Source organism: Neobacillus sp. CF12 (genome assembly GCF_030348765.1).
Lineage (GTDB): Bacteria > Bacillota > Bacilli > Bacillales > Cytobacillaceae > Neobacillus.
Genome location: NZ_JAUCEU010000007.1, coordinates 5,955,753 through 5,968,792, shown reverse-complemented (window position 1 = coordinate 5,968,792; position 13,040 = coordinate 5,955,753). Strand labels below are relative to the sequence as shown.

Annotated in this window: 15 protein-coding genes, 11 tRNA genes and 1 pseudogene; 2 read left to right on the top strand and 25 right to left on the bottom strand. The window is 37.6% G+C overall.

Annotated elements, in window-relative coordinates:
• Window positions 1-24: 24 nt before the first annotated feature.
• Both QUG14_RS28900 and QUG14_RS28895 read right to left on the bottom strand, forming a co-directional pair.
• Window positions 25-546, bottom strand: coding sequence for a GrpB family protein (locus tag QUG14_RS28900; RefSeq protein ID WP_289343880.1), 522 nt, complete (start codon window positions 544-546; stop codon window positions 25-27).
• Window positions 547-627: 81 nt separating this feature from the next.
• Window positions 628-1,296 (bottom strand): Type 1 glutamine amidotransferase-like domain-containing protein, encoded by a 669-nt coding sequence (locus tag QUG14_RS28895; RefSeq protein WP_289343879.1) that lies wholly within the window; start codon window positions 1,294-1,296, stop codon window positions 628-630.
• Window positions 1,297-2,008: 712 nt separating this feature from the next.
• Between QUG14_RS28895 and QUG14_RS28890 the strand changes: the two genes are divergently transcribed.
• The gene (locus tag QUG14_RS28890) at window positions 2,009-2,545 is read left to right on the top strand and encodes a TDT family transporter (RefSeq protein ID WP_289343878.1); all 537 of its coding nucleotides are present in this window, start codon (window positions 2,009-2,011) and stop codon (window positions 2,543-2,545) included.
• Window positions 2,546-2,900: 355 nt separating this feature from the next.
• On the opposite strand, the pseudogene QUG14_RS28885 reads toward QUG14_RS28890, so the two are convergent.
• From QUG14_RS28885 to QUG14_RS28805, 17 genes and pseudogenes are all read right to left on the bottom strand, one after another.
• Window positions 2,901-3,203: pseudogene (locus QUG14_RS28885) on the bottom strand (LURP-one-related/scramblase family protein); the annotation flags it as partial.
• Between the two features lie 24 nt (window positions 3,204-3,227).
• Window positions 3,228-3,605 (bottom strand): GNAT family N-acetyltransferase, encoded by a 378-nt coding sequence (locus tag QUG14_RS28880; RefSeq protein WP_289343877.1) that lies wholly within the window; start codon window positions 3,603-3,605, stop codon window positions 3,228-3,230.
• A 419-nt stretch (window positions 3,606-4,024) separates the two neighbouring features.
• Entirely contained in the window at window positions 4,025-4,291 is a 267-nt protein-coding gene (locus tag QUG14_RS28875; protein WP_289344267.1) for a GNAT family N-acetyltransferase, read from the bottom strand.
• A 231-nt stretch (window positions 4,292-4,522) separates the two neighbouring features.
• Window positions 4,523-5,002, bottom strand: a complete 480-nt coding sequence (locus QUG14_RS28870) for a GNAT family N-acetyltransferase (protein ID WP_289343876.1) — start codon at window positions 5,000-5,002, stop codon at window positions 4,523-4,525.
• Between the two features lie 138 nt (window positions 5,003-5,140).
• Window positions 5,141-5,326, bottom strand: coding sequence for a histidine kinase (locus QUG14_RS28865; RefSeq protein ID WP_289343875.1), 186 nt, complete (start codon window positions 5,324-5,326; stop codon window positions 5,141-5,143).
• Between the two features lie 141 nt (window positions 5,327-5,467).
• A complete protein-coding gene (gene prsW / locus QUG14_RS28860; protein WP_289343874.1) occupies window positions 5,468-6,190 on the bottom strand; it encodes a glutamic-type intramembrane protease PrsW in 723 nt (240 codons plus the stop codon).
• Window positions 6,191-6,458: 268 nt separating this feature from the next.
• Window positions 6,459-6,540: transfer RNA gene (locus QUG14_RS28855), tRNA-Leu, on the bottom strand.
• 7 nt (window positions 6,541-6,547) lie between these two features.
• Window positions 6,548-6,621: transfer RNA gene (locus QUG14_RS28850), tRNA-Trp, on the bottom strand.
• Between the two features lie 47 nt (window positions 6,622-6,668).
• Window positions 6,669-6,753, bottom strand: a tRNA-Tyr gene (locus QUG14_RS28845).
• 28 nt (window positions 6,754-6,781) lie between these two features.
• A tRNA-Ser gene (locus QUG14_RS28840) sits at window positions 6,782-6,874 on the bottom strand.
• A gap of 70 nt (window positions 6,875-6,944) precedes the next feature.
• A tRNA-Met gene (locus QUG14_RS28835) sits at window positions 6,945-7,021 on the bottom strand.
• A gap of 47 nt (window positions 7,022-7,068) precedes the next feature.
• Window positions 7,069-7,144 (bottom strand) — tRNA-Ala (locus QUG14_RS28830).
• A 19-nt stretch (window positions 7,145-7,163) separates the two neighbouring features.
• Window positions 7,164-7,240: transfer RNA gene (locus QUG14_RS28825), tRNA-Pro, on the bottom strand.
• 8 nt (window positions 7,241-7,248) lie between these two features.
• Window positions 7,249-7,325 (bottom strand) — tRNA-Arg (locus tag QUG14_RS28820).
• A 27-nt stretch (window positions 7,326-7,352) separates the two neighbouring features.
• A tRNA-Leu gene (locus tag QUG14_RS28815) sits at window positions 7,353-7,441 on the bottom strand.
• 5 nt (window positions 7,442-7,446) lie between these two features.
• Window positions 7,447-7,521, bottom strand: a tRNA-Gly gene (locus QUG14_RS28810).
• A gap of 48 nt (window positions 7,522-7,569) precedes the next feature.
• Window positions 7,570-7,654 (bottom strand) — tRNA-Leu (locus QUG14_RS28805).
• A 372-nt stretch (window positions 7,655-8,026) separates the two neighbouring features.
• On the opposite strand from QUG14_RS28805, the gene QUG14_RS28800 reads away from it, so the two are divergent.
• On the top strand, window positions 8,027-8,173 hold the full coding sequence (locus tag QUG14_RS28800; RefSeq protein WP_289343873.1) for a hypothetical protein: 147 nt from the start codon (window positions 8,027-8,029) through the stop codon (window positions 8,171-8,173).
• A gap of 49 nt (window positions 8,174-8,222) precedes the next feature.
• On the opposite strand, the gene QUG14_RS28795 is transcribed toward QUG14_RS28800, so the two are convergent.
• The 6 genes from QUG14_RS28795 to QUG14_RS28770 all read right to left on the bottom strand — a co-directional run bounded on the left by QUG14_RS28795 (window position 8,223) and on the right by QUG14_RS28770 (window position 13,012).
• Window positions 8,223-8,996, bottom strand: coding sequence for a class I SAM-dependent methyltransferase (locus tag QUG14_RS28795; RefSeq protein WP_353961097.1), 774 nt, complete (start codon window positions 8,994-8,996; stop codon window positions 8,223-8,225).
• Between the two features lie 91 nt (window positions 8,997-9,087).
• Window positions 9,088-9,843 carry an exodeoxyribonuclease III gene (locus QUG14_RS28790; protein ID WP_289343872.1) on the bottom strand — a complete coding sequence of 252 codons (756 nt, stop codon included), beginning with the start codon at window positions 9,841-9,843 and terminating at the stop codon, window positions 9,088-9,090.
• Window positions 9,844-9,942: 99 nt separating this feature from the next.
• The gene (locus tag QUG14_RS28785; protein WP_289343871.1) at window positions 9,943-10,728 is read right to left on the bottom strand and encodes a divergent polysaccharide deacetylase family protein; all 786 of its coding nucleotides are present in this window, start codon (window positions 10,726-10,728) and stop codon (window positions 9,943-9,945) included.
• A gap of 113 nt (window positions 10,729-10,841) precedes the next feature.
• Entirely contained in the window at window positions 10,842-11,279 is a 438-nt protein-coding gene (locus tag QUG14_RS28780) for a peptidylprolyl isomerase (RefSeq protein WP_132097090.1), read from the bottom strand.
• A gap of 220 nt (window positions 11,280-11,499) precedes the next feature.
• Window positions 11,500-11,949 carry a CBO0543 family protein gene (locus QUG14_RS28775; protein WP_289343870.1) on the bottom strand — a complete coding sequence of 150 codons (450 nt, stop codon included), beginning with the start codon at window positions 11,947-11,949 and terminating at the stop codon, window positions 11,500-11,502.
• Entirely contained in the window at window positions 11,876-13,012 is a 1,137-nt protein-coding gene (locus tag QUG14_RS28770; protein WP_483310818.1) for a DUF2515 domain-containing protein, read from the bottom strand. Before QUG14_RS28770 ends, QUG14_RS28775 begins: the two co-directional genes overlap by 74 nt.
• Window positions 13,013-13,040 lie beyond the last annotated feature (28 nt).

Sequence of the window (13,040 nt, the reverse complement as noted above, 5' to 3'; positions counted from 1 at the left end):
TCTCTGGATGGTTCTCCCATTTCATTATGTATGAATATCCATTTTCCATTTCAGTGCTTCTGCCTCTATTTCCCTAACCGGTTGATCCTTACCATTAATATAGGATTCAATATCATATGGAAATTGTCCTGCCAATTTCATTTTTAAATCCCCATAACTCTTCACTACATCTGGATGTTCTCGTAAATAATCCCGAAAGGCCAAATGGCGTTCTATTTCATCACTTCCAACTTGATAAATATGTACGTGATGCGTCCGATTGTCTCCACCTTTTTGAAAGTACCTTCTTCCGGGTATTCCATTCTCCCCTTTCGGTTCGTATCCGATTTTCTTCATCACTTCATTGAATGGATCCACCCTATGAATATCCTTTACGACAGGCATAATGTCTATAATCGGTTTGGCTGTTAATCCAGGTACAGAAGTACTTCCAATGTGGTGAATGCCTGCCATTTCTTGTCCTAAAATGGCTTTTAGTTTTTCTGCTTCTTCCGCAAACATGAAACTCCACATTTCATTGTACGAGCACACTTCCACTTTTCTCACCCTTTTTTCCCCTCCTTCTATCAAACATGGTTACCTATTTCTGCTCTGTAAAAATAATGTATATTTAGCGGTGGAGTAATATCAGTGCGAAAACAGTTTCCAATGTCCTTCGGAGATAACTTCGACCTCTCCGTCAATCACTTTGATGGCGGTTTGATCATCCATTGCATACGCCGGCCCTTGCATCCCGGCGGCCCATTTCTCTGCATTAGCCATCGTGTTATGCGGCAGCATCTCGTGTTCCAAATGCGGGAACATTGCAAAATCGACAAGTCCAAGCGTTTCATCACCACTATTGGGTGGAGTCCAGCCAACGAAGAAGTCCCCGATGTTTGGTGCCATCACCATGCTCCCTGCACTCATTCCCACATAGACTGCGGGCAGCGACGGCAAGAGGTCTGCCAGCCCGGATTGCCGCATCCAATGGCACAGGTAGAGGGCGTCGCCACCCGACACCAGCAGGACGTCCGTCTCCCGGACCAGCGGCACCCAGCGTTCTTCGTCGATACTTGGCAGCGCCGTTAGCTCCAACACGCCGACGGACTTCCAGCCCAGGTTGACCATGGGATTCTCTTCTTTCCCGCTGATGAACTCCCATGCTTTGACGCCGGGGCCAACCCAGGGGTGTCCGTACATCGCGGTGGGGATGCACAGGGCGTTGCAGTCGGCGATTGGCTTGCCCAGCATGTCAATCAGCGTGTCATGTATGCTTTTGTTATTGATGCCTGCAGATGTAAGTAGTAATTTCATAATCTCAACTCCTAGTCGTTACAAGCTACTATTTAGACTTTCTCCTATACCCGAAGTATAATATTTTTAATATACCCTCTAAAAATATTAGATGGATTTATTTACTATTCTTCACTTTCAATCAATAATCCTTTTTATATTAACCTGCCCTGTTATTTCATGCCTATAAAGCACCTAGATAAAATAGCCAGAAATTCTCCGCCTATAATTTCTCATACCTGTACGAAAGACAACAACAAATACCTTTTTATAAGAAAATAGTAAACGTCCAATAGTTTGTAGACTATTGGACGTTTATTTGGGAAGCTGAGATAATATTTACTTCTCTATTACTACATTAATCATTTGTACAGACCTCTTAGTTTATTGATGATATACTAATTAAATATTAATAACATATTGGTGATAAAATGGTTTATTTATGGATCTTAATTTTCCTCATTGTTTGTATGATTTCATTTTTTACTTTTAAAAAAATATATATTAGAACATCAACGATGGCGATTGTTATGGCCATTGGAATTGTTACGCAAGGAGTTCTATTAAACTACTTTGGTGTTCAGTTTTTCCAAAATGTCTTCGGAAAGATTCTCTGCATGATTAACCTTGCCCTATGGGTTACCTTTATTTTCTCTTTTTTCATAGCCAGTTTGGATGGCAAATTTAAAAACATCCATTATTCCAATGTGATCAACCGCTTTGGGATAGGAACATGGGTTGCTGGCACATCTATTTGGGCATCCTATTTTATAAACAATTTCCCAACTGGGGCTTTATTTCTATCATTATTGCTTTTATCAATATTGTCCTGTGGCTGATTTATATTGGGATAAGTATAAAAACGTTTATAGAGATTACACGGACAAAGTCCTTTCAGAATGTCCATGGCATTCTTCTGTTAACAACGGTAAGCACACAATCTATTGTCCTTTTACTTAACACAATTTCCGAAGAATTTCCGGATATCATCAACCTATCTTTACTATTTCTTGGATTTGGTTTTTATCTGGTTTGTGTTTTCTTTATATTATTTAGATACATAAAAAATACTTGGTCAATTGAAAGAGATTGGAACAATACGAATTGTATTTTGCATGGGGCTTTATCCATTTCTGGAGTTGCCTGTTTCATCACTGGTATCATTAGCATTGATATCATAAGATGGATATGGAGAGCTGCTCTTATTATTTTCATTGTGGTTGAGGCAATCGAACTCTTGAGACTTTTTAGACGAATTAAACAATTTTGATACAGAGAAGGTATCTTCATTTATGATGTGACACAGTGGAGTAGAGTTTTTACATTTGCCATGTTTTATACATTTACATCGCTTATCCATACCCGATTATTTATTGGGTCCTATTTTATTAACACAATCCTAAACGTGGGTGTGTGGGTAGTGATCTTTTCTTCTAATGATTGAACTCATTCTTACTTCTAGTAACACCATTAAAACCTTTAAAAAATCTTCAAGAAAATTGGATAGAGGACACGGTGTAAGCCTTTAAACTTCAGTTAAACAAGAAAACACCCACAAAAGGTTGATTGTCTCAAATCATTTGTGGGTGTTTTTAAGTGACTAATGATATGATTCACCTTCCTAACTAAGTCACTGCTCCTGAGGAAGCAGCAGCTTGGTCAGCCTTCACACAATCAATTGCCACCACGAGCGCAATCACGACAGCCACCATCTCTTCGTTCAAAATTTGAACCTTATAGCTGTCGCCCCAAGTAAACCACTCTTTGCTAGCGTTACCGACGACTTCACCATGCTGTAATAACTGAAAATCCATATCCCACCAATTACCATGTACTTCAATGCCTGCACCATCAATCGTATAGCGTGCTTTAAAGAAAGAAAACTCCTTCTTAATCGTTAACACCTCTCGACCTTTCACCTCAACAAATATGCCATTAGACCTCACATCTCATTAGCATGATATGTCCTTGTATACAAATTCTCGATATTTCACAAAATCATTCTTCAAATAAAAATTCTTCGCTATTTCATTATCGAACCAATAATCTAATTCAATCTTACTCTTACTAATGCCGTTTGCTTTTGCAATATCTGTAATTTCGTCCATCAACTTAGAACCGAACCCTTGTTTTCTATGGTTTTCTGCGATACTTATTTGATGCACATATACCGATTTATATGCTTTTTTAAAGGCATTATCGGGATAAATTCTTAACTCAATCCACGTATAGCCTATTGGCTGATCATCGTCCTCCAATACAAGGAAAATGAACTCTTTTCTATCCATTATTCCTTGAAAAAAAGTCTTAATTTCCCCGAAATTATTCATTCCCCCATTGAAAGAAAATTCATATAATCATAGTAGCATAACTTATGAAAAACAATAGGTCAGTAACTTCTCTCATAAAATCCGGCAATAGCTGGAATGCTATTGAATTCCTTCCTTAATTCCCTAAGCGAAATTCCCCCATCGCCTCTATCAATCTGATAATCTACCGTATATTCGTGACAGTTCAATGGATTTTCGCTTAAATGTATTCTTATAGAATTGGATTGCCTCTTGCTGGCTAGCAGGCAAAATAAAAACAAACTCCTTCTGATTCATCATCAGTGAGTAAATGCCAAACTTATGAATACCCAATATATCGTTTTGAATCAACTCCAACTAGATTTGAATCATCATAACACGCATAAAAAACCATACAATACAATAATTGTATGGCTAACAATATTATGAATAGTGAATACTTATAAAAACAAGGACATGCCTGGAGCTTCAGAATCTCGGCTTTTGAAACCTAGTTTCTTATAAAAATCTTGTTTTCCATTTGCACAAAATAATTGAACCCACTTGATTCCTTCTTTACCGCATTTTTTTAGTAAAGTTTTCATTACTTTTTTTCCAATACCTTGTTTTTGATACTTAGGATGAACCATTACATCACAAATTAAAGTTTGATATATCCCATCTGATATAATTCGCCCATATCCTATTAATCTTTTATTATGATATATAGAAACCGAATACCAACTGTTACAGATAGCAGTATATAGTTAGTCATATGTATATAATCCTTTAGCATTCCATCCAGTTGTTTGATGCAAACTTATAAATTCATCCTGGTTAGGATTTTCTTCACTAAATTCAATTTCCATCATATTCTCCCCTTCTCCTAATCCCATTTTGCCATTTATCTACACCAAAGGAACTGCCGGTTCAATCCTTTGGAGGGTTCTAGAACCTCGTTAGGTGAGCAACGATAAATTTTTCTGCATTAAAGCAACTTTTATTTTTATACCATTTGGCTTATGTACAACTTCCTCATTATATATTTTATATCCGATTGAACTATATAAATAAATATTCTTAGGCACAGTCATACGAACTTTACAAAGTAAAGTATGAACACCTACATTAAATGCATATTCTTCTAATGATTTTAATAGGTTTTTAGCTATACCCTGACCCTGTTTTTCTGGGATGACTGACAGTCTATAAAAATAAATACCCTCTTCTATAAATTGAAAACGAACCATGCCAACTGGTAGATGATCAACAAAACCAATTAAGCACTCCTCACCTTCTTTTAAAGCAGTTGATACAAATTGAACGGTCTCCTCTAATGCACTTGATGGTGGCGCTTCATCTTTATATATCATAAATGCGTTCATCATCAAGTCGTGAATTAGTGGAGCATCCGATACTTTTGCAAATCTTATCTCCATACCCACTCACTCCTTTTATTATAAATATACATAAATAATTATATTTATACAATATCTGAAATAATTAAAAGTGCCAGGCACCCTAAAAATAGGAGCTACCTAACACTTTTACAATGTTTAATTTCTAGCGGGGATATTCTAATTAGTATGATTCTTGTCAAACCTAAATAAAAAGAACGAAATGAGCCCTGAAAAAATGCCTGCACCTAAAGAAATCATTAATCGAGTCATCATGTTAATTTCGGAGTAGTCCTTTTCAAGCATCCACATCGCCAACACTATTACAATAATTATAATCGGAATGGTTATGGGAAATTTTTTCATATTACTCTACCTTCCATCTTAAAGTCTCTCATCAAGTATTTTACCATATATTTTTTCTACAATAATAAACGTGTATAGACGAAAGCCTATACACGTTTATGACTTTTCTCTAACTTACGAAGCGACCCAAACACACATTATCTATCTACTTATCGGAAGGAATAATTTCTTTCCCGACTTTAGACTTAATCCTGTTGGAATCATAGCGTTCTTTTTGAAATGCTGATAACTTGATACTTCCGCTAATTGCACTTTTCTCAAACTGAACCACCATAGGAATACCATATAAGGAGACATAGCAAACCATGATCCTTGGTGTAACAATAAGAAATTAAAGATCCCATGTAAAACGACTGGAAGCAATATAGATAATAGGAAAAATGGCCATTTCTGTCCTTTTGTAAACTTCGCTTTGCTAATATAATAACCCATAATAACGCCAAATAAAGCATGGCCTGATACAGGCAGTAATGCGCGTGTTAGTGCATATTCCATCCCATTATTCATTAAATAAAGTATATTTTCGGCGGTTGCAAACCCTAAAGAGATGGAGGTACCATAGACAATCCCATCAAACGGTTCATCAAATTCTGCACTCTTGTAAGCAATGAAAAATAAAACCGTCCATTTAAAAAATTCCTCTATTAAACCTGAAGAAAAAATAGCATAAATAGAATTAAATTGAACAATATTTTCTATCTTTAGAACATATTCAATAAATGCAATTGGAATGATGATCAATGCACCAGAAAAAAACGTATTTACTACCATCGATACCGGTTCTGGTTCATACTTATCTTTTAAATAAAAATAACTCAATAAAGCTAAACCAGGGGCAACACCAGCGAGTAAGATTCCTAACATTTACAACCCCCTAGGCATATTTTCTATACATTTTTAAATATATGTTTAATCATACCCTAAATAGAATCGAATTGAAACTGATTCAATGCTGTCTAATTGACCATACAGAATGAAATAAAGAAAAGATATTGCAATCAAAAGATTGTCGTTACTATGTAACTTTTTCTTGCTTGATTATAAAAGTTTAATTTGAAGCTATGGAACGAAAAAAGGCCAATGCTAGAATTGCTTCAAAGCATTGACCTTACAGCTTTAAACCTATTAAAGATACCGGTGGTCGGGGTCGAACCGACACTCCTCACGGAACACGATTTTGAGTCGTGCGCGTCTGCCAATTCCGCCACACCGGCAAATCGTTGGCAGGGGTAGTAGGAATTGAACCCACACCAAAGGTTTTGGAGACCTTCGTTCTACCTTTAAACTATACCCCTATGATGGAAAGTTATTTTTGGTTCTTTTCGCTATCGCAAAAATAAATTGGTGGAGGGGGACGGATTCGAACCGCCGAACCCGGAGGGAGCGGATTTACAGTCCGCCGCGTTTAGCCACTTCGCTACCCCTCCACATTGGAGAAATGAATTATTAAATTTATGGAGGAGGAAGAGGGATTCGAACCCCCGCGCGGTTTGACCCGCCTGTCGGTTTTCAAGACCGATCCCTTCAGCCAGACTTGGGTATTCCTCCGAATAAAAACACATATTGAAAGTTATTCTACTTCGTAAAAAACTTTGGTTATTTTCTAACGAAAACAACTTGGTAGCGGCGGAGGGGATCGAACCCCCGACCTTACGGGTATGAACCGTACGCTCTAGCCAGCTGAGCTACACCGCCAAATATTTTATAAAACAGCAAGTTATTTTCACCAGGTGAAAAAATCTTGGTGGAGCCTAGCGGGATCGAACCGCTGACCTCCTGCGTGCAAAGCAGGCGCTCTCCCAGCTGAGCTAAGGCCCCAAATTAATCATTTTGAAGATGGTCGGGAAGACAGGATTCGAACCTGCGACCCCTTGGTCCCAAACCAAGTGCTCTACCAAGCTGAGCTACTTCCCGATAAAATATGGCGCGCCCGAAAGGAGTCGAACCCATAACCTTCTGATCCGTAGTCAGACACTCTATCCAATTGAGCTACGGGCGCATATCATACTAAGTTTTTATTAAAGAATGGTGCCGAGGACCGGAATCGAACCGGTACGGTAGTCACCTACCGCAGGATTTTAAGTCCTGTGCGTCTGCCAGTTCCGCCACCCCGGCATCATTGGAGCGGAAGACGGGATTCGAACCCGCGACCCCCACCTTGGCAAGGTGGTGTTCTACCACTGAACTACTTCCGCAAATATTGTCTGGCAAAATACTTTGGTTATTTTCTAACGAAAATAACTTGGTGCGGGTGAAGGGAGTCGAACCCCCACGCCTTGCGGCGCCAGATCCTAAGTCTGGTGCGTCTGCCAATTCCGCCACACCCGCATGTTTAATAAAAACTTACTAGAAATCTAAGTTTCTAACTTCACCACTTCGTAGCGGCGACATTGATTATCTTACAACGAATTCCGACAGAAATCAACACTAATTTTAAAGGTTTTTTTTGGAATTAAAAAAAACTTCTTAAGAATCATGCACCGCCTGGTTTTTGTTAAAAAAAATTCTCTGGTCAATGGATATATTACCTTTAAACTATCTAGGAAGTTTTTACTTGATCCAGCTGCTTTTGTTCATATTACATGAGCAATAGAAGTAATGGGGAATTTCCGAAAAGAATAAAAAAAATTGGTTTAGAACCTTTTTTATGGGTAAAAATACAATATAATTCATTCCCAGAAAAAAGGAGATGGAGTCACCTTGAGTTATAACCAGAAAAAAGATTCAGATCAAATCCTCACAAATCAGGCAGAAAAAGAAGAAAACTCAAGTACCGGTGAAAAATCACCAGAATTTGATGTATTTGGTACAGCACTAAATGATCTTCATAGCCCATTTGAATTTTAAAAACCCACTGTATAGAAGAGATTAACTCTTTTATACAGTGGGTTTTTATTTACCTTTTTACTGCCCTTAATATAATGGCTTCGCCAACAAAGGAGATAATTTTTTCATCCTGTATGACGATTCTAAATTTATCTTTTATTTTTTTGGAAGATTCTAGTATGAACTTGATTAAATGAGTCTTTTCTGAATCTGGTAACTTCATATTCATACACCATGATTCAAAATGAAATGTCTTCTCAAATCGGTGCCATTCAAATACTTCCAAACCACTTTCCTCCAGCTTTTGGATCCATTCAGATTTTTTCCAGGCCCGGAAATGGCTATAATCACGTATTTTCTCGATGGTATTGTAAAATTGATCAAATTCCTCAGACTCAGGTACAACATTATCATCTAATAAAAATTGTCCACCTGGCTTTAATACTCGATGTACTTCCTCTATAAATGCATCCAAATTCGGAAAATGGTGTGGCGCAATCCTGCAAGTAACAATATCAAATGAGATATCATTAAAAGGCAGCTTCTCAGCATCTCCTTGAATATATTCCACATTTTGATGACCATTGTTTTTAATGAACTTCTTTGCTGCTGCCAACATTTCTGCAGTTAGATCTAATGCTATTAATTTTTTTACCAAAGGTGCAAAAGCATTGGCCGTATGCCCACCGCCTGTTGCAATATCAAGCAGAACTTCCTGACCAGTTAATTTAGCCATTTCGGTCATCTTTTCAAGGTCTTTTCCATCCTTATGAATGGGACTGGAAACGTATGATCCTGCATTTTTTCCAAATTGCTGCTGGACGTCTTTTTTTATATCCATCATGAATCACCTCTTAACTCTACTCTATTCTATAAGGTTAATAATTAAAATTACGAGGTTATTATGAATTAACATAAGAAAAACTTATAACGCTTTATAATTCAAACTCTAAAACAACAGGACAATGATCACTTCCCATAATTTCACAATGAATGTCTGCAGTTTTTAAAAAGTCTCGGAGTTTTTCAGATACAATAAAATAATCAATCCGCCAGCCAATATTCCGTTCACGAACCTTTGCCATGTAGCTCCACCATGTGTAGGCTCCTTCTTTTTCAGGATAAAAATGACGGTAGCTATCTACAAATCCAGACTCGAGCAATGCTGTCATCTTTCCACGTTCTTCCACTGTGAAACCAGAATTCCCTAAATTAGACTTTGGATTTCTCAAGTCAATTTCCTGATGAGCCACGTTTAAATCTCCACATAATACTACAGGTTTAACTTGGTCTAATTCTTTCAAATGTGAGTATACATGATCCTCCCATTCTAATCGATAGCTTAATCTCGCTAAATCCCTTTGAGAGTTCGGTGTATAAACATTCACGAGGAAAAATCCTTCAAATTCTAAGGTAAGTATTCTTCCTTCATCTTGTGATTCCTCATTTCTTAAACCATAGCTCACTGAAATTGGTTCCTTCTTTGTGAAAACCGCTGTACCTGAATAACCCTTTTTGACTGCGTAATTCCAGTACTGATGATACCCCTCTAGTTCAAGATTAATTTGCCCTTCCTGTAATTTTGTCTCCTGTACACAAAAAATATCTGCATTAACTTCTCTAAAATAATCTAAAAACCCCTTATTTACACAGGCTCTTAACCCATTAACATTCCAAGAAACTAGTTTCATAACCGATTCGTTCTCCCTTTTTAGAATTTATTTTCTATAATGATTGTCTGACAGGTATTTTACCATAAAAAAACAACGAGATTGTACTCGTTGCTTTTTTTATGGTATAAAATATTGTTCTGTCAATTTAGTGGAGAAGAGTTGTGAGGCTGGCACTATTTTAATGTTTCGTCTATTAAATTCTTCCATTGATTGAAAAATCCCCAATGAACATACTTTGCCAGTTACACCAACATGACCAATCGCAATTCCTCTACCAGTAAATTCGGTAATTTTTGCCAACCTATTCATTTGTTTTCTCACGTGACTTGAAGAGGATATATCATCAAGGAATACGTCCCTTCTTAAAAGTGGCACATTCATTTCCTCTGCAACCTTTGGGAACTTAGATTTAGGGCTTGTCCCACTATCGATAATATACAACCTTCTTTCTTTCGCCACTTCAACGATTGCTCTTACGATTTCCTCATCCTCAACCGCAAGGGACCCCATATGATTATTCATCCCAACTGCATATGGAACCGATTTTAATGCTGCCTCTACCCTTTTCTTCACCTCTTTGGGTGATAAATCGACCGTAATCGGTTTCGGACCGAGCCAAGATCTCTTCCCTTTTTTGGGCTGCATCGGTAAATGGACGATTACCTCAAAACCATTTTTATGTGCCCATTCTGCATGTTTCTTTGAATGTTCAGTAAAAGGCATTACCGCTGCAGTGATGGGGATGTCTCCTTCAAGAAAATCTCTAACTCCACCTGTGCCACCGCCAAAATCATCGATAATAATAGCGGCCTTAAGTTGCTTATCATGATTTTCTTCAGCAAAAGCTGGCGTTTGCATGAATAGCAATAGAAATGGGATTAGTGTCAGGGCAAATCTTTTCATAAAAACCTCCCATGTATATGTTTTTACGTTAATTTGCCCTGAGAGGGGGGATTCATTCTTGAGTTTTACATGTACGAAAAAAGAGCCCAATTGCTCGGCTCTTCATGTATAACCTATTCGTCGTATACTTCCACTTTCTCCATTACATCGCCATTGCGCATTGCTTTCGCTGCTTCAAGACCAGAAGTCACTTTTCCGAAAACAGTGTGAACTCCATTTAGATGTGGTTGAGACTCATGAACGATAAAGAATTGGCTGCCGCCAGTATCTTTACCAGCGTGAGCCATAGAAAGTGAACCTGGTACATGTGTGTGTGGATTTCCTTGAGTTTCACATTTGATTGTGTATCCGGGACCACCAGTTCCAGTTCCAGTTGGGCAGCCACCTTGGCTAACAAATCCAGGAATAACTCGGTGGAAGTTTAACCCGTTGTAAAATCCTTCTTTTGCTAACTTTTCAAAGTTTGCAACAGTTCCTGGTGCTTCGTTTGGATATAATTCAAATTCAATTTTTTCACCGTTTTGCATTTGAATGTGTCCTTTTTTTGCCAAAATCAACATCTCCTTTATGTAAAAAATTCATTTTTATCATACACTTTCCAAAGAAGAAAAGAAAGTTTCATGGTTTAAAACCTCAATATTGTGGTATTATAACAGTACCCCTTCCGAACATTCGCTTGTTGCGGGACACTTAACCACTGTACGGACGGAAGGGGTACGTAGCGTCGCTTTGGCGGCATTACGAAAAGCCAAGACTTCGGTCTTGGCTTTTTTAATGCTCTTTATTGGTCAATCGATAAAATAAAAAAATAACCGATAAGAAAACCAAATAGCCAAAGAAGCTATAGATATGCTTCCACTCACGTGAGTGCTCAAAGAGACCAAACAGTTCTGAAAACCTCTCAAAAATGGGCATTAATAAGCTAAGAAATAAAATAATTCCAACCTTTCCCCATTTAGTAACCTTTTTCATCATAATGAGGTACACCAAAACGAGGATTGGCAACCCTGCAAAGGTAAAAGCAATATTGAACGATAACACCTCTGGATAGGGTCTAATCGGGAACATGTACATTTTCTTCTCAACAAAATATAGATCCAATGAAGTACCGAGCAATGCAGCCAAAATAAGAGCAGGGCTATATTCTTTAATCAAAGATGGTAATGACTTTTTTTGCCAAGGCGGCAAGTTCAAGCCTTTCAAGCGTTTTACAGTATTCATATTCAATCTCCCCATTAATTTGTGTTTCACTAAGTTCCGAGAGATAGTTGGCCACCTGCCAATCACGAAACCAATCTCCCTTTTCCGCCTCTTGATGATGAACATTTTTCCACGCAGATGTTAAATCGGGACTATAAATTTTCTTAGCACCCCATCTTAGCTTGCAGGAGTTTAAGCGAAGCTGATAAGGAAAACCAGGAATCCCTTCGTTTACATTATTAAAAATATGCGGCCAATAATCTTTTCTAGAACCTGTGTGGTGGTGTCCTCTAGCCCATTTAACAAATTGTTCTAGCAGCTCTTTTTTTTGAAATAGAACAGCATACAATCTTTTACCTAATAATATTCGCTCATGCAAGGATTGAAACTGATGGAGGGTTTGCCCAGCGAGACTCTTTTTTCGATAAGGAAACAAAATATGATTAAAAGAAAGGTAGTCCTGCAGTTTAAACTCCAACGTGTTTAATACTTCTTTTTGATAGATTGGATTTTGAATCACTCTTTTTTCCAAGTAATTTTGTTCATTAATCACAAGAGCCATTGTGAGAATGTATATGTCCTGCTTCCTCCAAAAGTAATTCCAAATCGTCTCCATAAAGGTGGATATATTTAAGTAAGGCAGCAAATAAAATAGTGGTTTATTTCTTTTTAGGCTTTCGCTGTAAAGTAAAAATTGTGGATACGCATCTTGAAAAATCAGCCAATTCCCCCGTTCTAAAAAGGTAAAATAGGCATTCCTTTCCTTCTTTGTAAGTAAACGAGTGAGAAGGTCACCCTTTAAATCCGTCATGTTCCAGCCGCCATTTCTTGAAACCATATGACCTAAAAAAGCCCAATGAATTTCGGGATGTTGCTGGTAAACATCAAAGTATGCCATTGTTCTTGTTACGTTATTAAGGTTATGTTCCCTCGTTTCACTCTTAATCCGTTCTAAAAGTCCTTTCTCCTCTTTCGATAATTTATTTGCATCAACTGATAGCTCGTTTTTCAATTTTACCTTTAATTCATCCTTAATGATTTCAATCGGTGTTTTTTCACGGCCTCTTATAAAAAAAATAACAATTACCTCCCTCGTGAATTCTCTTTCTACT

Bases quoted from the DNA above. Each gene is read 5' to 3' on its own strand.
- QUG14_RS28895 (WP_289343879.1), bottom strand. From the start codon at position 1,296: ATGAAATTACTACTTACATCTGCAGGCATCAATAACAAAAGCATACAT.
- QUG14_RS28890 (WP_289343878.1), top strand. From the start codon at position 2,009: ATGGGTTGCTGGCACATCTATTTGGGCATCCTATTTTATAAACAATTT.
- QUG14_RS28880 (WP_289343877.1), bottom strand. From the start codon at position 3,605: ATGAATAATTTCGGGGAAATTAAGACTTTTTTTCAAGGAATAATGGAT.
- QUG14_RS28870 (WP_289343876.1), bottom strand. From the start codon at position 5,002: ATGGAGATAAGATTTGCAAAAGTATCGGATGCTCCACTAATTCACGAC.
- QUG14_RS28865 (WP_289343875.1), bottom strand. From the start codon at position 5,326: ATGAAAAAATTTCCCATAACCATTCCGATTATAATTATTGTAATAGTG.
- prsW (WP_289343874.1), bottom strand. From the start codon at position 6,190: ATGTTAGGAATCTTACTCGCTGGTGTTGCCCCTGGTTTAGCTTTATTG.
- QUG14_RS28795 (WP_353961097.1), bottom strand. From the start codon at position 8,996: ATGATGGATATAAAAAAAGACGTCCAGCAGCAATTTGGAAAAAATGCA.
- QUG14_RS28790 (WP_289343872.1), bottom strand. From the start codon at position 9,843: ATGAAACTAGTTTCTTGGAATGTTAATGGGTTAAGAGCCTGTGTAAAT.
- QUG14_RS28785 (WP_289343871.1), bottom strand. From the start codon at position 10,728: ATGAAAAGATTTGCCCTGACACTAATCCCATTTCTATTGCTATTCATG.
- QUG14_RS28775 (WP_289343870.1), bottom strand. From the start codon at position 11,949: ATGAATACTGTAAAACGCTTGAAAGGCTTGAACTTGCCGCCTTGGCAA.